The 18,445-nt window shown below is 41.4% G+C and carries 15 protein-coding genes; 10 read left to right on the forward strand and 5 right to left on the reverse strand.

What is annotated here, in order from left to right:
* Positions 1-87: 87 nt before the first annotated feature.
* Both C4S61_RS04560 and C4S61_RS04565 read left to right on the forward strand, forming a co-directional pair.
* Entirely contained in the window at positions 88-1,338 is a 1,251-nt protein-coding gene (locus C4S61_RS04560) for an aminotransferase class I/II-fold pyridoxal phosphate-dependent enzyme (protein WP_103923611.1), read from the forward strand.
* 102 nt (positions 1,339-1,440) lie between these two features.
* Positions 1,441-1,617 (forward strand): histone H1, encoded by a 177-nt coding sequence (locus tag C4S61_RS04565; RefSeq protein WP_103923612.1) that lies wholly within the window; start codon positions 1,441-1,443, stop codon positions 1,615-1,617.
* 59 nt (positions 1,618-1,676) lie between these two features.
* Here the strand turns inward: C4S61_RS04565 and C4S61_RS04570 are convergent, their stop codons facing one another.
* Positions 1,677-3,515, reverse strand: a complete 1,839-nt coding sequence (locus C4S61_RS04570; protein ID WP_103923613.1) for a M1 family metallopeptidase — start codon at positions 3,513-3,515, stop codon at positions 1,677-1,679.
* Between the two features lie 171 nt (positions 3,516-3,686).
* On the opposite strand from C4S61_RS04570, the gene C4S61_RS04575 reads away from it, so the two are divergent.
* The 7 genes from C4S61_RS04575 (at position 3,687) to C4S61_RS04605 (ending at position 13,406) form a co-directional block, all read left to right on the forward strand.
* On the forward strand, positions 3,687-6,830 hold the full coding sequence (locus C4S61_RS04575) for a VPS10 domain-containing protein (protein ID WP_103923614.1): 3,144 nt from the start codon (positions 3,687-3,689) through the stop codon (positions 6,828-6,830).
* A 280-nt stretch (positions 6,831-7,110) separates the two neighbouring features.
* On the forward strand, positions 7,111-8,775 hold the full coding sequence (locus C4S61_RS04580; RefSeq protein WP_103923615.1) for an MmgE/PrpD family protein: 1,665 nt from the start codon (positions 7,111-7,113) through the stop codon (positions 8,773-8,775).
* A gap of 232 nt (positions 8,776-9,007) precedes the next feature.
* On the forward strand, positions 9,008-10,045 hold the full coding sequence (locus C4S61_RS04585) for a GNAT family N-acetyltransferase (RefSeq protein ID WP_103923616.1): 1,038 nt from the start codon (positions 9,008-9,010) through the stop codon (positions 10,043-10,045).
* Positions 10,046-10,069: 24 nt separating this feature from the next.
* Entirely contained in the window at positions 10,070-10,810 is a 741-nt protein-coding gene (locus tag C4S61_RS04590) for a long-chain fatty aldehyde decarbonylase (RefSeq protein WP_103923617.1), read from the forward strand.
* Entirely contained in the window at positions 10,786-11,865 is a 1,080-nt protein-coding gene (locus C4S61_RS04595; protein WP_103923618.1) for a hypothetical protein, read from the forward strand. The genes C4S61_RS04590 and C4S61_RS04595 overlap by 25 nt, the downstream gene beginning before the upstream one ends.
* Before the next feature lie 7 nt (positions 11,866-11,872).
* A complete protein-coding gene (locus C4S61_RS04600; RefSeq protein ID WP_103923619.1) occupies positions 11,873-12,982 on the forward strand; it encodes a DUF3419 family protein in 1,110 nt (369 codons plus the stop codon).
* A gap of 76 nt (positions 12,983-13,058) precedes the next feature.
* The gene (locus tag C4S61_RS04605; RefSeq protein WP_146064341.1) at positions 13,059-13,406 is read left to right on the forward strand and encodes an amino acid permease; all 348 of its coding nucleotides are present in this window, start codon (positions 13,059-13,061) and stop codon (positions 13,404-13,406) included.
* On the opposite strand, the gene C4S61_RS04610 is transcribed toward C4S61_RS04605, so the two are convergent.
* From C4S61_RS04610 to C4S61_RS04625, 4 genes are all read right to left on the reverse strand, one after another.
* Positions 13,403-13,879 carry a TspO/MBR family protein gene (locus tag C4S61_RS04610; RefSeq protein ID WP_103923620.1) on the reverse strand — a complete coding sequence of 159 codons (477 nt, stop codon included), beginning with the start codon at positions 13,877-13,879 and terminating at the stop codon, positions 13,403-13,405. The genes C4S61_RS04605 and C4S61_RS04610 overlap by 4 nt on opposite strands.
* 356 nt (positions 13,880-14,235) lie before the next feature.
* A complete protein-coding gene (locus tag C4S61_RS04615; RefSeq protein ID WP_103923621.1) occupies positions 14,236-14,682 on the reverse strand; it encodes a DinB family protein in 447 nt (148 codons plus the stop codon).
* Entirely contained in the window at positions 14,679-15,509 is an 831-nt protein-coding gene (locus C4S61_RS04620; protein ID WP_103923622.1) for an N-acetylmuramidase domain-containing protein, read from the reverse strand. The genes C4S61_RS04615 and C4S61_RS04620 overlap by 4 nt, the downstream gene beginning before the upstream one ends.
* Before the next feature lie 76 nt (positions 15,510-15,585).
* Positions 15,586-16,992 (reverse strand): DEAD/DEAH box helicase, encoded by a 1,407-nt coding sequence (locus C4S61_RS04625; RefSeq protein ID WP_103923623.1) that lies wholly within the window; start codon positions 16,990-16,992, stop codon positions 15,586-15,588.
* Between the two features lie 184 nt (positions 16,993-17,176).
* Between C4S61_RS04625 and C4S61_RS04630 the strand changes: the two genes are divergently transcribed.
* Positions 17,177-18,229 (forward strand): carboxypeptidase-like regulatory domain-containing protein, encoded by a 1,053-nt coding sequence (locus tag C4S61_RS04630; RefSeq protein WP_103923624.1) that lies wholly within the window; start codon positions 17,177-17,179, stop codon positions 18,227-18,229.
* Positions 18,230-18,445: the final 216 nt, after the last annotated feature.

Raw genomic sequence — 18,445 nt, forward strand, 5'->3', positions numbered from 1 at the left:
TTTTTTGCTTTGCAGCTTGTAAAAGTTTAATTTTGTTGAGTTGAGCTGAAACTCACTAAATAAGGAAACTTTAAATTCAAGACTGCTTTGGATCTATTTGCAAAATTAAAAACGAACATGGGCCCTTTGGGCAAACACTCTGAGTTTGCAGACGGTTATTTCTCTTTCCCTAAACTTGAAGGTGAAATTGCACCCAGAATGAAATTTCAGGGAAAGAAAGTACTCACCTGGAGCCTTAATAATTATCTGGGACTTGCCAATCACCCGGAGGTTCGTAAAGCAGACGCTGAAGCTGCTGCCAAATGGGGAGCAGCTTATCCAATGGGTGCCCGAATGATGTCAGGACAGACCAATCTTCATGAGCAGCTTGAAGATGAACTTGCAGATTTTGTAGGCAAGGAAAAATCCTACTTACTTAACTATGGCTATCAGGGCATCATGTCTGTGATCGATTCGATTTTGGATCGAAAAGATGTGGTTGTCTATGATTCTGAATGTCATGCCTGCATTATTGACGCATTGAGAATGCATTTAGGTAAACGGTACGTTTTTCCTCACAATGACATAGAAAGCTGCGAAAAACAATTGGAGCGTGCCACTAAACTTGCTTCAGAAACGGGCGGAGGAATTCTGGTAATTACCGAAGGAGTATTCGGCATGACAGGTGATCAGGGAAAGCTGAAGGAAATCGTTGAACTCAAAAAGAAATTCGAGTTCAGACTATTGGTAGATGATGCGCACGGATTCGGTACCATGGGTAAAACCGGTGCCGGTACTGGAGAAGAGCAGGGAGTTCAGGATGAAATTGACTTGTATTTCTCGACCTTCGCAAAATCCATGGCATCTATTGGTGCTTTTATCGCCGGTGATGCCAATGTCATCCTTTATTTAAGGTATAATATGCGTTCTCAAATTTTCGCCAAATCACTTCCTATGCTGTTGGTCGAGGGTGCATTGAAGCGTCTGGAACTCCTGAGATCACAGCCGGAATTGAAAGATAAGCTTTGGGAAATCGTAAAAGCCTTGCGAAAAGGACTCCATGAAAACGGATTTAGTACCGGAAGATCAAATTCTCCTGTCACCCCTGTAGTACTCAACGGCACAGTCGGTGAAGCCGCTGCTTTGACAAGAGATTTGAGAGAAAATTACGGCATCTTCTGCTCAGTTGTAATCTACCCTGTGATACCTAAAGGCATGATAATCTTGAGATTAATCCCTACAGCAGTACACACAGTAGAAGATGTCGAAGAGACCATTCGAGCTTTCGCGGCTATAAAGGATAAGCTTTTAGGTGAGCATTATAAAAATTCCGAATTGGCACTTTCCTTTACAGAATAAAAAAAAAAGTAAAAAAAATGGCCTCTGGATTGAATTAGTAAGTATTTGACCTATATTGAACCATCATAAACTTATCATCAACCTTAAAAATAAACTTTTACTATGAGCAGATTTAGTGAAGTCAAAGATCTCGTAATGGGCCTGGAAGGCGATTTTGAGAAATTCTACGAAAAAGGCAACCAAGCAGCCGGAACTAGAGTGAGAAAAGGAATGCAAGACCTTAAAAACCTGGCGCAAGAAATCCGTACAGAAGTACAGAACAAGAAAAACGCCGGTTGATCAAAACAAAAGGTGGCCCAAAGCCACCTTTTTTGGTATTCATCAAACTAAAGTGGAGCCTAAAACTCCACTTTATTATTTTCCTCTTGTACGTCAGCCATTCTTTTGCTTGGGTCGATTTCCACAGATTTAATCATGGAAAACTCTTTTGTCAGGACCAAAGTCTTTGTCAGATTGGTCCAAGGCCAAGCTTCCGTATGAATCCTTGAAGGCATCCCTTCTTCCTGAACTTTCTCACCACGCATAATCACCAAGGGCAAATAGATCATCTCGGAAGTACCATCCTTGTAGGTCACTACCAAGTCGATAGGCATGGGCATTAATCCAAGTCGCTCAAGGGTGATCTCAGTCGTATTCCCATTCGCTTTCACTTCTTTTATGCCGTAATCAATTTTTTTGGTCGAATAGACAAAGTATTCTTTGTACCAGTCCAACTCCATTCCCGATTCCTTCTCCATGATGCGAATCAGATCATTCACATTAGGATGTCTGAATTTCCAGGTATCAAAATAGCGGAGCATCGCTTTGTCCCTCACTTTATCTCCGATCACATAGCCCAGTTGGGCAAGAAAAACTGCCCCCTTGGAATAGGCAGCAGCTCCATAAGCAGAATTAGTGTGATAATGGTCAGCATGTGTGGAGAGCGGTTCCTCAAGACCTGATGCAGCAAGCCGAAAATAGCCGCCATACGATCCTCGTTGGGGATTAACATTTACTTGAAAAATATCTGCCATCGCCAAATTCGTAGCATAGCTAGTGAATCCCTCATCCATCCAGGGATATAAGGATTCGTTGGATGCCAACACCCCATGAAACCAACTATGGGCCAACTCGTGCACCATCACACCCACTAGGCTTTGTAGGGATCTTTCTCCGGTGATCAAGGTTGACATGGCATATTCCATTCCGCCATCGCCACCCTGAACTACCGAAAATTGCTTATAGGGATATTGTCCGAAGTTTTTGGAGAGGTAATTAATTGCCTTCGGCGTAAATTCTTTCAGTTTTTCCCAGTTTTCGCTGGTCTTTGGACCGGGAATGTAAAAGTGATGAACTGTGATTCCATTTTCCATCAGCACTTTATCATGCTTGTACTTTGGATCAGCTCCCCACATGAAATCGTGAACCATTGGAGCTTTAAAATGCCAGGTCAAGGTATTTCCGCTGGGTGCTGGCACTTTCACCCCTTCATCCTCATATCCATGTCCGATCTCGTTGGGATTCTGCAGATAGCCTGTTCCACCGAGTACATAACTTTTATCAAGGGTGATTTTCACATCATAATCACCCCAAATTCCATAAAACTCGCGTCCAATGTAAGGATTGGCATGCCAGCCTTGCTCGTCATAATTGGCCATTTTAGGATACCACTGCGCCATGGAGTATCGAACCCCTTCCTCATTGTCACGGCCTGATCTTCTGATTTGCACGGGAACCTGCCCCTCAAATTCCATCTCAAATGTCACACTGGAATTAGGCAGGATGGGCTCAGTCAAATCTACCTCCAGGATCGTTTCCACTTCGGTAAACTGCACAGCTTTTCCATTCATTTTAAGGTTTTTAGCATGCAAATAGCCCATTTCTTCCTGCTTAAGCTTCGAAATACGTGCCGCTACTCTTCGATCCGGATCAGCAATAGTTCTGGATCGTACGTCCATCATCGACCCCGGCTGGAAAGCATTGAAGTACAAGTGATAAAACACACGATTCAATGTGTCAGGCGAATTATTGGTGTACTTAAGCTCCTGTTTTCCAGTAAATTGATTGGTCTGCACATCCATATCAACTTCCATTTTGTACTGCACAGCTTGTTGAAAACGCCCATTCTGTGCGTTGACAGCTGAAAACCCGACAAAAAGAAAAAGCCCAAAAAAAGGCTTCATCAACTTATTAATCATATCGTTTTAATTTTTTCTAAAGAAAAAGAAAACTCCTGCATTGCCCAAACCAGCCGTAAAAATTTAAAAGCAGAAGATTAGAAACCGAATCTTTCCCATTTGAATAAAAATCAGACTGTTATTGCGCGATTTTAACTTATTTACCTTGGTAAAAGAAAACCACTCTAATAAATGAAAAAAATCTACATCTTGATTTTGGCAGTCTTGTGCAGCTTCGGAATTGAAGCCCAACAAGTCAACATGGATCTTTTCAAATCCATGAAAGCCAGAAGTATCGGACCGGGTGCTATGAGTGGCAGGATCACTGCCATCGATGCCATCCATGAAAACCCTAACATTATTTATGCAGGTTCAGCTTCAGGTGGACTTTGGAAGTCTACCTCAGGAGGCATCACCTGGGAGCCGATTTTTGACAATGAAAAAGTGCATTCCATCGGTGCTATTTCCATTTATCAGAAAAACCCAAACATAATTTGGGTGGGTACAGGTGAAGGAAATCCACGAAACTCACTCAACATGGGTTATGGAGTCTATCGATCTCTAGATGCCGGTAAAACTTGGCAATTGATGGGATTGGAAAAGACCAGAGCCATTCACAGAATCATTGTTCATCCAGATGATCCCAATACCGTCTTTGTTGGAGCTATCGGTTCGCCTTGGGGCGAGCAGGAAGACCGAGGCGTCTATAAAACTACCGACGGTGGCAAGACCTGGAACAAAATCCTCTATATCGACACCAAAACCGGTGTGGGTGAGATGATCATGGATCCCAACAATCCAAATAAAATCTTCGTCAACATGTGGCAGCACAGAAGGTATCCTTGGTTTTTTGAATCAGGTGGAGAGTCATCCGGCCTATATGTGACCCACGATGGAGGCGACAATTGGAAAAAACTTACAGCAGAAGAAAACGGACTTCCTAAAGGAAACTTAGGAAGAATGGGTTTGGCCATTTCAAAGGCTAACAGCAGCAAAGTGTATGCACTTATTGAGTCCTCCAAAAATGCTCTTTACGTCTCTGAAGACGGAGGAGGCAAGTTTGCCTTGGTAAACGATAAAGGAGAAATCGGAGACAGACCTTTTTATTATTTTGAAATCTACGCTGATCCTAAAAATGAAAATCGAATCTACACCCTCTATTCCCGGGTAGGAATAAGTGAGGATGGTGGTCGATCTTTCAGTCAACTTCTCCAATACGACGGAGTGCATCCCGACCATCATGCCTGGTACATCAATCCAATTGACCCCAACTTGCTGATAGATGGCAACGACGGGGGATTGAATATTTCCAGAGACATGGGCAAAACCTGGTATTTCGCCGAGGGAATTCCTGTAGGACAGTTTTACCATATCAATGTTGACAATGAAATCCCCTACAATGTCTATGGAGGAATGCAGGATAACGGTTCTTGGACTGGTCCGGCTTATCACTGGAGGGTCGACGGAATCCGAAACACCTACTGGCAGGAAGTTTCCTTTGGGGATGGTTTTGACGTAGTATCACACCCGGCAGACTCACGCTACGGCTACACGATGTCTCAGGGCGGAAATGTATCCCGGTTTGATAAGTTGACGGGTCACAACAGAACGATTCGTCCTACCCATCCGGATAAAGAGGTATTCCTCAGATTCAACTGGAATGCGGCCATCGCTCAAGACCCGCATGATGATAACACTGTTTATTATGCTTCTCAGTTTTTACACAAGTCCACAGATTCAGGTGAAACCTGGGAAATTATTTCTCCTGATTTGACTACGAATGATTCTACTAAACAGCGTCAGCAGTTTACAGGCGGATTGACTTACGATATCACCGGTGCAGAAAATCACACCACAATTATCGCCATAGCTCCAAGCCCGGTGGACAAAAACGTGATTTGGGTAGGTACAGATGACGGAAATCTACAAGTCACTCAAGATGGCGGAAAAACCTGGACCAACACAGCGGCCAAGCTTACCGGCTTGCCAAAGGCTTCTTGGATTCCACAGGTTCAGGCTTCCAAATACAATGCAGGTGAAGTATGGGTAGTGGCAAACAACTACCGAAACAACGACTTCTCTGCTTATGCTTACCACAGTTCGGATTATGGGAAAACCTTCACCCGAATCGCTGATGATAACAAAGTATGGGGTTACACGCTTTCCATCAAGCAGGATACCGAGGAGCCAAACTTGGTTTTCCTCGGAACTGAATTCGGTTTGTATGTTTCCTTTGACAAGGCTAAAACATGGAACAAATGGGAACACGGCTATCCAAAGGCAGTTTCTACCTATGACATGACGATTCAGGAAAGAGATGCTGACTTGGTGATCGGTACTTTTGGTCGTGCGATCTATGTATTGGACGATATAAGACCGTTGCGGGCTTTTGCAAAAAATAACGGAAGCGCTCCAGCCGATAAAATAACAGCTTTCCCGGCACCTGAGGCCTATCAGGCAGTGATCCAACGGGCACATGGAGAGCGATTTATGGCTGATGGAAAATATGCCGGTGAAAACCGGGAATTCGGAGGCAGAATGAGCTTTATGATCAATGACGACAAAGAAAAACTGGATTCAGTCACTGTGAAGATCTACAATGCAGCTGGTGAACAAGTCAGAACATTAAAGACTTTGCCCGAAAAGGGAGTCAACCGTATCATCTGGAATCTTGACAGAAAATCAACCGCAGAAATGACCGGTGGATTCGGTGGAGGCCAAGGTGGAGGTCGCAGATCAGGCTTCTTTGAGCCAAGCGGTGGAAATGTAGTCCCAGGAACTTATAAAGCGGTTTTTGTCTATGGAAGTGATTCTTCCGAGACATCCATTAAAGTCAACATGGATCCTAGAATCGATGTTCAGCTGGCAAATCTGCAGGCAAAAGAAACTTTCCTAAAAAGAACAGAGGCACTTTCTACCGAAGTAAGGGCTGCTACCAATCAATTGAACGAGGCCCAGAAAACGATAGACAAAGTCAATGCGATGATCAAGGATCTGGATACTCCGGAGGCTAAAGAATTGGCAGAGGCGACCAAAGAAATCAAAAAGAAACTGGACAAAACCAGAGAAGCTTTCAATGGGCCTACCCGAGAAGGACAAGGCATCGTAAGAAACCTCTTCCCTACTACCATGACCCGTCAGTTTGTTCCGAGAAGCTATGCCAGCTCCAGCTTTGGCGCACCGGGCGCTACCGAAGAACGACTGTTTAGCCAGGGAAAAGAATCCGCTGATGAAGCAATCGCCGAAGTCAATAAATTCATGGAAGGTGATTGGAAGGCATTCGAGGAGAAAGTGAAGGCCACCCCAATTGATTTGTTTGAGAAAGTGAAGAAATAAGACCGTTCTAAAATGGCCTAAAACAATAGCACTACTCGATTCTTTAAACTCAGCCGAGGGAGACTTTCTTCCTCGGCTTTTTTTTATTTGGATTGTCATGACCTTAGAATCCTTACAAGGCAAAAGCAGTCCATCAAACGGTATCAAAATGTCAATTATTAAAAAGTAAATTTATCTTCAGAAACAAGTATAAATCACTGAATTTGAAGCATTAATAACTATTTTTTGACTGCATGATTTAAAATTAGGTTAAATTATCAAAGCTTTTTTTCAAAATTCAATGGAGCACACAGAAACACAAATTGAAAAAGTAAGCCGATGGATTGAAAAAGTAACGCTCAATGACATTCCTGAGGAAGTCACCAAACTTGCTAAGTTTCAAAGTGTCGATTGCATCTCCGCAATTTGCGCCGGACACCGATCCCACATTGGACAAAAAATCTATCAAGGTTTTAAGAGAAAAAACGAAACAGGAGACATCTTAATCCTCTCAACAGGCGAATTATGGTGTCTTAAAGATTCCGTTTATTATCACTCAGCCATGATCAATGCATTGGAAATGGACAACTTTTCCTTCATGGGGCATCTCAGTCAGTCTGCCTTCAGCACTGCCTGGGCAATGGCTTACCGAAACAACATATCCTTTGAAAACTTTTTGTTGGCTTCCATTGTGGCACAGGAAGTCTCGGGTAGATTAAGCGCTTACCTTTCTTCAGGACCATTGCAGGGACATATGCGGTCCTTCATTCATCGTGTAGCAGGTGCTGTTGTGGTAACGAAGATTTATGGTTGCGAAGCCTCTGTCATAGCCAATGCTATTGCTATTGCCCTTTCCGGTCCGGAATTCTACATGATTCCGAGTTCTTTTTCAGCAGACACCAAAGTAACCAGTACCTCATCCGCTACAATTGAAGGAATAAATTCTGGATTTTTAGCTATGGAAGGTGCCACTGGTGCTTTGGACATTTTAGAGCATCCTGCTGGATTTGTAGCCATGTTCAGCTATTTGAATTTTGTTCCGGAGTTTTGGAGAAAAATTGGAAGTACATGGGTGATGGAAAGCATTTCTTTCAAATATTACGCATCATGTGGTTATGCGCAGGGACCTGTAAATGCCGCTCTTTCTTTGAAAAAACGATATCCTCGAATCGAATTGGATGAAATTGAAGAAATTGATGTCTATACTCCACTTCTCAGCGTGGTATTAGAAAATTTTTCCATTCCACATTACAGGTCAGGACTTACCCAAGTGAATGTGAATTTCAGTACAAAAAGGAGCCTGGCTCTGGCAATTTTGTATGGTGAACCAAATGGAGATTTTTTTGGACATCAAGAATTGGAAACACACTATGAGGCAATTGAAAAACTGGCCCAAAAAATTCGAATCCGCCATAGCTGGAAACTGACCATAGAAATGATAAAAGGATTTGATAAGTCCATCAACTATCCCGGATATCCCGGAGTCTTTGGAATGTCAGATTCTCAAAAAGCATTAAAAAGAACCAGACAAGTTTATCAGAATAGATCCCTTTTTGAATGGCATGACATAGTCCAGCTTGCAACCCTTCCAAAAGGGTATTTCAGTTATCTTTTTTTAAGATATTTCAATAGCCTAAAAGGAAAGTATATCTACAAAAACAAAAAATCTCATGAACAGGATTTATCTAAAATGGAATTTAAAATAGGTGCCGAAGTGATAATTAGGTTCAAAAATGGAACTGAGGCAAAAGATTCCTGTGATATTCCAAGAGGCTTTGCAGGTGACAAGGACAAGCTCCACGCTGTCATTGAAAAATTTGATAGGGAGACATTTGCAGTACTTGGAGAAGACAAGGCTTTAAAAATCAAAAATCTATTTCTATATACCGGTAATCAAAAATTTAAAGTCTTGATTGATGACATCTTCAAAATAATAAGAACAGAAACTTTCATAAAACACCATTAAAGAAACATACAAATGGATATGAATATTTGATTGGTAAATTCTAGTTTTTTCGAAAATTTATTTGGTAAAATCTCATTTTTCAATTTTTTAAATTTTTTTAATTTTAAAAGGAATTAGTGAAAATTTTCTTTAGTGATTTCTGAAATTTCAACCGGTGACCATATTTTCTAGCTAAAGTAAATTTCACCTACTAGTCTAGAAAGCGCCGATTTTTAAAACAGTAAAACCAAACATGCTGATTAGAAAATCAACATTTGAAGACAATGAAGGACTGCTGTCTTTGACCAAGGCATGTCCTATGGACGGTAAAATAAGGCTGAGGATTGATAGAAATCCTAACTACTTTTCATTGCTTAAACTAAAAGGAGACTATACCCTCTTCGTTGCTGTCGAAAACAATCAAATTATTGGTGCAGTTGCATTCACCGAAAAAATAGCCTATATCAATCGCGAACCAGAACCGACAGGATATATCTCTGACCTTAAAATCTTGCCACAATTCCGAAGTTCACTTGTGGCCTATCGTTTAATCAGACAAATCGAAGAAGTCATAAAATCAAAAGGAATTAAGTACACTTTTATCCTTGCTGCAAATGGGAATAAGGCTGTAAATAATCTTTTTAAAGGACGGGCAGGCACCTTAGGTACCAGGAAAGCCGCGGATTTCGATGTGTTTCAATTTCTCCCTAAAAAGAAACCTCCAAAGTCCAAATTGAATCTAGTTCCTTTCGAAAAAACGTATAAAAATGAAATTATTGAATTATTAAACGACTACAGCCGAGAATTTCAATTTGGAAATTATCTAAAACCAGGGACAGAAATAGATGGCGATCAAGCATGGATACTATTGAATGATGACAAAGCGGTAGCTTTTTTAAGTTTGATCAATATGGAGCCCTATAAACAGAATGTCGTTTTGAATATTCCAATGATGATCAAAATCTCGCTGACTTTAGTAAGTCTTTTTCTGCCATTTTTCAAAATTCCTAAAGAAAATCAGTCCATAAAAATGATGCATGTCCAGCATCTGGCTTTTGCAAAAAACCATCTCATGGATGCACTGGATTTAATTAAACTAGCGCGACATTATACCTTTCTTAAGGAAAAAACCTTTTTAAGTTTTGGCATAGATAGAAGGAACCCTCTTTCAAAAATGATGAAGCCTCTAGCCTCGGCACATTTTGAAAGTGAAGGTTTTGTGGTCGACAGTCAAGGCTCAGATACCGTAGATCTTAAAATGCTTTTTCACGATAATTTTCACTTAGTATAAACTCAACATCCCAACTCCCTAACTATGAAAAATCTAATTGAAATCCCGGAACTTGAAATTCAGCATCAGGATGTAGTGACCGACATCCTATCCCAATCCATCACGGGTGAATTAATAGGCATGTCAAATTTTGCCTCTTTGGCAGGAGTAATTGACGATGTACATGAAAAGATGGAAGCTGTGGAACACGCTAATTGCGAAAGACAGCATGCGGAAGGCTATTTGGCCTTATGCAAAAAATACAACCTGGAACCGGTGATTAATTTGAATGGTCACTACTGGAAGTCTGTGAGAGAATGTTTCCTAAAGTATGCTCAAAAAAAGGACTTTATCGCATGCCTCGTCATTCAGGAAGTGATGTTGGAGTGCTTTGCGGTAAGCATGTACCATGACGTGGGCACGGCGCTGAAAAACGAGATTGGAGAATTCTTCTTAACCATATCCAAGGAAGAAGAAGAACATATCGAGCATTCGATAGACATCCTCAAAGAAGAAATGGCCAAAGACCCTGAGGCATTCACCCGAAAGGTAGAAGAAATTCACAAGGACTGCATGTTTATCCTTGCGGAATGGACTGCCTCAACGGACCTGAAAGGGCATTGTGGAGTTTGCAAGGGAGATTGTATGAAAAATTCTTTGCCAATCATCAACTTATCGATCACCAGTCTCAGGGGAAATGCCATGAACCTTTACATGAGAACTTTGAACAAAATAGGGCTTCCCGGACAAAAAACACTGGAATGGGTAATCAACCTCCCCGCTTGAAATTTGGGGTGATCGGACATCAGGATAATTGGAAGAAAATTGTCGATTTCGTGAACAGTATCCGAATTACCGATGGTAATCCAGAACTTTCTCAGGCAAAAATCAAGGAGGTTTACGGCTATTTTCCTCCCACCAAATTATTTGATATTCAGATAAATTCTAAAGTATCAGGGTTTGTCGAAGGGTACTACATTGAATCCTTTTTATCTCCGGATGAGCTTGGTCATTCCCATATTTGGAACAACCTGAAAAAAACGAGAGAAGCCTGTGAAAAAGCGGCTCAGCTCGGTGTGGATGTAGTCGCATTGGGTGGTTTTACCTCCATTATCCTGGAATCCGGTGGTGCCAATCTTCAGGCAATCCAAGGGACAAAATTCACTACCGGAAATACGCTCACTGCAGCTTTGATTGCTGATAGCCTCGTAAAAGCCTGTCAGAAATGGAATCAACCATTAAAAGACTCCACTTTACTGATCATCGGTTCGACTGGTGACATTGGTTCTGCCTGTGTGAGGTATTTCTCCAATAAAGTCAAAAAAATACTCCTTACTGCCAGAAATCCAGCCCCACTCCACCAGCAAGAAGAACAACTAAAATCAGAAAAGGCCAACTGTCTGGCTAGTACCCATGTGTCAGAATTATTGCCGGCAGCAGATTTAATTATTTGTGTAGCAAGTTCTGTTCTGCCTGAAAATTATTTGGATCTGCTTCAATCTCATGCAATCATTTGTGACGCCGGCTATCCAAAAAATCTAAACTCAGAAAACGTAAAACCATCACAGAAAATCTATGCCGGTGGCATGTGCCTCGTCGAAGAAGGCTATTGTTTCTCCCCTGAACATTTCCAGAAAAACATCTATGAGTTTCCATTACCCAATATTTCCCATGGATGTACCATGGAGTCAGTAGTTTTGGCTTTGGAGGGTCAATCGTTGGCATTTTCTAAAGGAAGGGGCAATATCAACTTAGAAAACATGGCCTATATTCTAGCAGCAGCAGCAAAACATGGGATAGTCACTGCCCCATTTTTTAATTCAAAAGGACTTATAAACTAAAAAAATAATGGAAAAGCAAACCAAAGGTCAGGTACAGTTAAGCAAACTTATTTTCACCAACAATTGGGAAGATCCTTTAATTGATGAAAAGGTTTTGCAGATCAAAGAAGGACAGACGCTTTTTGCAATTACATCCGGCTGTTGTAATGCCTTGGGCTTTTTAAGATTCCAACCCAATATCATCTATTGTGTGGACATCAATCCGGCACAAAATCACCTAATGGAATTAAAACAAGCAACATTTAGGCGACTTGATTATCAGGGGATGCGCGCCTTTTTTGGGTTGAATCCCAGTACGGAAAGATTGAAGGTTTTCGAAAAACTGAAAAATGATTTATCGGAAGAAGCGGTCCAGTTTTGGAAAACACAAAAGGCTATCCTGAAAAAAGGTTTACTGATGAACGGCAGGTATGAAAAGTTTGTAAAACTAGCCGGGTTTATGATTCGGGTTGTCCAAGGTCATTCTAAGGCAAAAAGGCTTTTTGAGATGAATACTTTAAAAGAACAAACTGAATTCTACCAAAACGAGTGGAATAACAAGCGATGGCAGTGGATTTTTAAAACCATGTTCAATAAAAAAAGGCTAGCAAAAAAAGGCTTAAACGCAGATTACTTTCATTTTGACGATGGGAGCAGTTCTTTTTCCGAAAGTTTTCAAAAAAGAGCAGCCCATGCCATTTGTGACTTACCGACCAAGGAAAACTACTTTTTGATGCTTTATTTGCTTGGAAAATATCCCGAACAGGAGTTTTTGCCTCCTTATTTACAGGAGAAAAACTTTGACTTGATCAAGATCAACATTGACCGAATCAAACCTATATCAGCCGATAGCAAATATTGGCTGGAACAGCAGCCTGAAAATCTTTTCGATGGGATGGCACTGTCAAATATCTGTGAATTGATGGATGAAAACGACACCGAAAAGTTGTTTCAAGAAGTAATTAGAACTTCCAAGTCAGGCTCAAAAATCGTCTTTAGAAATTTAATGATTCCCAGGGACGTCCCCTCCAGCCTATCCTCCCAAATCCTCAAAGATTCAGAACTCAGCAAAAAAATCCAATTTGACGATCGTTCTTTTGTATACGGAAAAGTCGCTGCCTATTCGATAAATAAATAAAAAGCTATCCTAGAAAAATGATCAAAAACTGTTTGTTTTATCAAACGAATACTAGAGATAAACAAACTTTTATTTGATGGCGATTAATTCCAAAATCTCCTGGAAAACTGCCGCCGGACTGGTCATTGCCAATATGATCGGGACGGGTGTTTTTACCAGTTTGGGTTTCCAGTTGGCAGAAGTACAAAACACCTGGTCCATTCTCTTGCTCTGGATTATCGGCGGCTTGATGACATTGATAGGGGCTTTTACCTATGCTGAGTTGGGAACTCATTTTCGCAAGACAGGAGGAGATTACATTTTTCTCTCCGGAGTAATGGTTTATCTTTTTTGGGACAGACCCTTGGAAAGCTTGGCAGGACTGGGGATGGTAGGACTTGGCTTGCTTATTTTTCTCTTTGACAAAAGAACAAAGCCCGATTAATTTTTGGACAGTCGGAGTTGGCCCAAAATAATCATCGTTGCAAAAAAAGTCCAGGCAACAATCGGGAATATCAAATAGGAAAGATTGGATGAAAGTTCGGATACCGTCACTCCCACCCAGAGCGCTACCAAAATCACCAAAATGTTTCCAAACAAGCCAAATTTCAAAGCAGAGATTCCGGTAAGCTTCTCCAAACCAAGTGTGTAATAGGCATAACTTGCACAGACCACAGCGAGTACAATGGTCATTTTGGCAAGTTCATCCGCCTCGATTGATACAAGTTTATATCTGAGTATTGCCAATAAAAGGAATAGAAAAACCCAGACAACCGGGATTACATATCCGGGAGGTTCAAACCAAAGTCGTTTTTTAGGAGCATTTCCTTCAAACTTCAGCCCTAAAAAATAAGCAGGCACATTCGTCAGGAAAAGAATTCCATAAAAAAGGAGAATATTGCCTGCTAGGGTGCCCATTTTTTAAAAGTAGGCTAAAAAGTTGATTTTTTATCATTTTTTGAATTTTACTTTTACTATCAGTTTTTTTGTTTCCCACAGATTTTTTCACTGATAAAATCACAAATTGACACGGATATGGATATGGAATTGTATTCCTAAACAAAAGTCCACCTAAACCCTCCGGCTTCAGGGAAAGCAGGAAAACTAAAAAAATTTACCCGCAGATGAGCGCGGATTTTTTTGGAATTTAAGTCTGAAATTAAAAGTAAAACATCAGCGAAAATCTGCGCTACCAATCGGCGATCATCGGCGGGAAACTAATCCGAAACCTGTGCTGAGCTTGTCGAAGCATCGCACATCCGAAATCGGAAACCCTAACTCCCCAACAACCGCCTATGGTAATTTACCTGCCCCAAATGATAATTCAAATGACCATAAAGGTGCATCAGGAAAAACCCTATCGACATGGGATGCCCAAAAAATGCATGAAGCGATTTGTCCCCCAATCTGCTTGGGTTAAGATTCAGCAGCACCGTCTCTACGATCTTTTTCACCTCCTCCAATTCATCAAACAAAGCGGATTTAGGTTCTCCCTTTGCCCCAAACTCCCGTTCTCTATTTCGCTGATAGGGTATTCCACCAAAATCCAATCCGATAAAATGTCTCAGATTACCGAAAAGATGGAGGGCGAGATTTCCAGCCGAATTAGCAATTTGCTTATCCACTATCCAAAGCTTATCTTCTTCTGTATAGGCTTCCAACTCCTGTTTAAGTTTTTCTAAATCCCTCTGAAATAACTGATTAAGCTCTTTTAGATTCATGGACGGTTTAAGTACTTTTGATAGGCCTGAGCCATTTTAATATCATATTTATTCTGGGCATATCCCGGCCCGTTGTAGCATCTCGCAAATGAAGCCCAATTCAGAGTTCGTAGGTGATTGATACATCCAAAAGCAGTAATATACCTTCCAAAAGCCTCTAGCTGATTTCGTTCGTGAATATACATTTCATCAACGAAGGATTGAACGGAATCGTATCCCAACTTTTGGGCATGGAATCCCATAATCTGATAGCTTCCCCAAGAAGCCGATGCTAGGGCTGCTTCTTTTACGCGGGGATCCTGGAGCAATTTGGAAGCTTTTTCCATTCGATCATATTCCCTCGTACCTCCCAGGTAGTGGGACTTCGTCCATTTGGAATACAGTACATCTGCATTGGACGCAGTTGAAATGGTTTTTGGATCAATTCCCCGCTCTTTCAATTGACGCCAAAAAATGTGTCCTTCAAAGAGGATTTTTGGACGACCATCCACAAAAAAGCCTTTTCCACTGCTCTCTACCTCATTTACAGCCTTGACAGCAGCGAGGGGAAGCTTATGTTTTTGCCCAAAATCCCTTAAATCCTGCTCACCCAAAAACTTGTCACTCAGGGACTGAGCCGGTCTGGTTTTATCGATTAATACGGTCCAGGTTTTGATCCCTACTTCCCCGTCTTCGACCAACCCCTGTTTTCGTTGAAAATCCCGAACTGCAACATCGGTCATATTCCCAAAGTATCCCGTGGCGGGAATTTCATAACCTAATTTCCCCAAAAGCTCCTGGAGATACGAAACGTAAGTGCCTCGGGATCTGAATTTGATAGTTTGCATGGCGCGATGGTTAAAAATGAAAAGTACTTCAAGATACCTGAAGTACTTCATAAAAACCAATACAATGCCTTGAAAATCAGGAGTCGATCACATTCTTTCGCTGACCGTATTTACTTGGAATTTCTGATTTCGGAGCCGTCTGCAGCTCAGATTTAGGACTTTCCTGATTTGGGGTTTCCATTGCTTTAGCATAGGGAGCTTTTTGAAAATCAGCTCGTGGCTTAACCGCAGTCGGTTGATTCGATTTCTCACCCTTTAGCTTATTACCCGGCTTTTTCTTCTTTTTGTTTTTTGACTTTCCATCGCCTCCCGATGGGAAACTGAAGGATTTTGCCTTTTCTCCCAAGTATTCAGGTCCTCTTTCGAAACCTTCTGGCATGGGATTTCTTGTGATCTCCATTCCGATCAAACTCTCGATACGAACAAATTTGTGCTGATCTTTTGGATTGACAAAAGTGATGGCCTCGCCTTCCTTGTCAGCGCGTGCGGTACGACCTACGCGGTGCACATAATCTTCAGGATCACTCGGCGTATCAAAGTTGATCACCAGTTCGATACCGACCACGTCAATACCGCGGGAAATGATATCCGTTCCGATGAGAATTTTGACAGCCTTATTCTTGAAATTGGACATGATCTTCTCCCGCTCTGCCTGCTCCAGGTCTGAATGGAATGCCTCAATGTCAAATTCCTTCTTCAGAACCTTGTAGAGTGCTTTTACTTTGTCTTTGGTAGAGGCGAATATGATCACCGCCTCGTAAGGCTTCTGTGAAAGAATATGGCGAACCAACTCTTCTTTTTGACCATCATAAACCGAATACATGGACTGAGTTACCCCTTCTGGAGTTTTGCCGATGGAAAGGGAAATTTCTTCGGGATTACGAAGAAATTTCATGCTGAACTGTCTGATCTTCGGAGGCATAGTAGCCGAAAAAAGGACGGTTTGACGGTTTTGAGGAAGGTAATTGACAATTTTCAAGATATCATCCGAAAAACCCATATCCATCATTCGGTCGGCTTCGTCCAAGACCAAATGCTCCAGAGTGCTCAGATCCATCTTTCCACCCGCAAGCAGCGCAATCAATCGGCCGGGGGTAGCTACTACGATCTCAGCACCTGTTTCCAGGGCTTTCTTCTGCTGTTCCCAGACGATCCCATCTCCTCCTCCGTAAATCGGCACTGAGCTTACACCCAAAAAGTAGGAGAAGCCCTGAATCTGCTGATCAATCTGAATGGCAAGCTCACGAGTTGGAGCCAAAATCAGCGTATTCAGTTTATTGGAACCTGATTTAGATATCTTATTTAAAATAGGAAGTACAAAAGCTGCAGTTTTCCCAGTGCCGGTTTGTGCACATGCGATCAAGTCTTTTCCTTGCATGATAACCGGAATTGCCATTTCCTGAATAGGCGTAGGTCGATCAAAACCCATGGCATCGAGGCCCTCTTGTAGCGAGGACTCGAAATTAAAATTAATGAAACTCAAATTTGTGATGATTTAATGAACTATTACGGCTCTGCTTTTTCAGAACCCTTTCAAATATAGTTTCTTAAAACTTAGAAAGCCAACCCGAATCCTCTTATCGAGGTTTAAATCCGTCTATTTCAAATCATTTAGTATCAATTCCAAGTTTGACTTATATTACTTTATCATTCAATTGATTTAGGAAATGACCTTATTTAGAACTGGCTGGATTCTTACCATCCTTTGGACTATTCCTCAACTACTGCTAGGACAAAACTTCAGTCTGAGCGGTAGAGTCCTGGATTTTGACACCAAAGAGTATATCGAGGGCGCTTCGATCACCTTGCGAAACACCGCATTCGGTGATTTCAGTAACGGTGCCGGAAATTTTTCCATAACGAACATTCTGTCTGAAAAATACACCTTGGCCATTAAGCTACCTGGCTACAACACTTACGAGCAAGTGGTCAATCTAAAGGCTGATTTAAATCTTGGTAATATCTACCTGGTCAAATTTGGAAGTGAAGGAACCGGAGTGGCATTACAGAAAACTATCCGTGCTACTAACGTCAGCCGACTTTTGGTCGAAAGACCAAATTTTATAGGAAATACGGTCTATGGAATTCCTCCTGAGCCAAAAAAACTGGAGGGAAATTTCTACCTCGATACCAAATGGAATGTTGCTTCCATCTTACTTTATCGCGATCAGACCGTTTTGGAAGGTTTTCGGGTTCGCTACAATATCAACTCCAACATGTTTGAACTGATGGAACCGGAAAACAATCTGGTAACTACCATGCCTGGCATTCGCATTCAAAACATCGTCTGGATGGATAGTGCTTACAAGGTGCCCCGATACTTCGTCAATGGAATGGATTTCAAGGAGGACAACACCCCAATTTCAGGTTTTTTTGAAGTTTTGGTGGAAGGCAATTTGCCGCTTATGAGAAGAACAAAGGCTATTTTCAAAGAATCCAATTACAACACCGCGCTGATGGTGGGTAATCGAAATGATCAGATCATCAAACGAAATGTGTATTACTACCTCAAAGGAAAAGACCTTTTTGAAGTACCAAAAAAACGAAAAGACCTCTTCAAGATTTTCGGAGAAAAAGCAAAAGAAATGGAAGAATTTGTAGAAGAAAATGAAATGGACTTGAAAAAAAACGGTTCCATATTTCAGCTGTTCACCTATTACAACTCCCGGTTTCCTGACTTTGTGCCTATCATGGATCAGCTGCTGGATGAGGGGGATTGAGTGGATCTACGATTTGTCAACAGTCCATGGTCCACAGTCGACAGCAGATCCTCTTGGACTTCAATTATCATGGAGTTCAATTACTGATAAATCATTTCCATTATGAAACTAAAAATCGGAGAATCTTAACATCCAATAGTTGAATATATAATCTTGGTTCTAGTTTCTAGTTTCTTGTATCTTTTCATGCCACATCGGTCATCAATCATCCATCGA

It is taken from the genome of Algoriphagus boritolerans DSM 17298 = JCM 18970 (assembly GCF_900108085.1).
GTDB lineage: Bacteria > Bacteroidota > Bacteroidia > Cytophagales > Cyclobacteriaceae > Algoriphagus > Algoriphagus boritolerans.

Bases quoted from the DNA above. Each gene is read 5' to 3' on its own strand.
- C4S61_RS04580 (WP_103923615.1), top strand. From the start codon at position 7,111: ATGGAGCACACAGAAACACAAATTGAAAAAGTAAGCCGATGGATTGAA.
- C4S61_RS04595 (WP_103923618.1), top strand. From the start codon at position 10,786: ATGGGTAATCAACCTCCCCGCTTGAAATTTGGGGTGATCGGACATCAG.
- C4S61_RS04590 (WP_103923617.1), top strand. From the start codon at position 10,070: ATGAAAAATCTAATTGAAATCCCGGAACTTGAAATTCAGCATCAGGAT.
- C4S61_RS04615 (WP_103923621.1), bottom strand. From the start codon at position 14,682: ATGAATCTAAAAGAGCTTAATCAGTTATTTCAGAGGGATTTAGAAAAA.
- C4S61_RS04630 (WP_103923624.1), top strand. From the start codon at position 17,177: ATGACCTTATTTAGAACTGGCTGGATTCTTACCATCCTTTGGACTATT.
- C4S61_RS04605 (WP_146064341.1), top strand. From the start codon at position 13,059: ATGGCGATTAATTCCAAAATCTCCTGGAAAACTGCCGCCGGACTGGTC.
- C4S61_RS04600 (WP_103923619.1), top strand. From the start codon at position 11,873: ATGGAAAAGCAAACCAAAGGTCAGGTACAGTTAAGCAAACTTATTTTC.
- C4S61_RS04570 (WP_103923613.1), bottom strand. From the start codon at position 3,515: ATGATTAATAAGTTGATGAAGCCTTTTTTTGGGCTTTTTCTTTTTGTC.
- C4S61_RS04575 (WP_103923614.1), top strand. From the start codon at position 3,687: ATGAAAAAAATCTACATCTTGATTTTGGCAGTCTTGTGCAGCTTCGGA.
- C4S61_RS04610 (WP_103923620.1), bottom strand. From the start codon at position 13,879: ATGGGCACCCTAGCAGGCAATATTCTCCTTTTTTATGGAATTCTTTTC.
- C4S61_RS04620 (WP_103923622.1), bottom strand. From the start codon at position 15,509: ATGCAAACTATCAAATTCAGATCCCGAGGCACTTACGTTTCGTATCTC.
- C4S61_RS04585 (WP_103923616.1), top strand. From the start codon at position 9,008: ATGCTGATTAGAAAATCAACATTTGAAGACAATGAAGGACTGCTGTCT.
- C4S61_RS04565 (WP_103923612.1), top strand. From the start codon at position 1,441: ATGAGCAGATTTAGTGAAGTCAAAGATCTCGTAATGGGCCTGGAAGGC.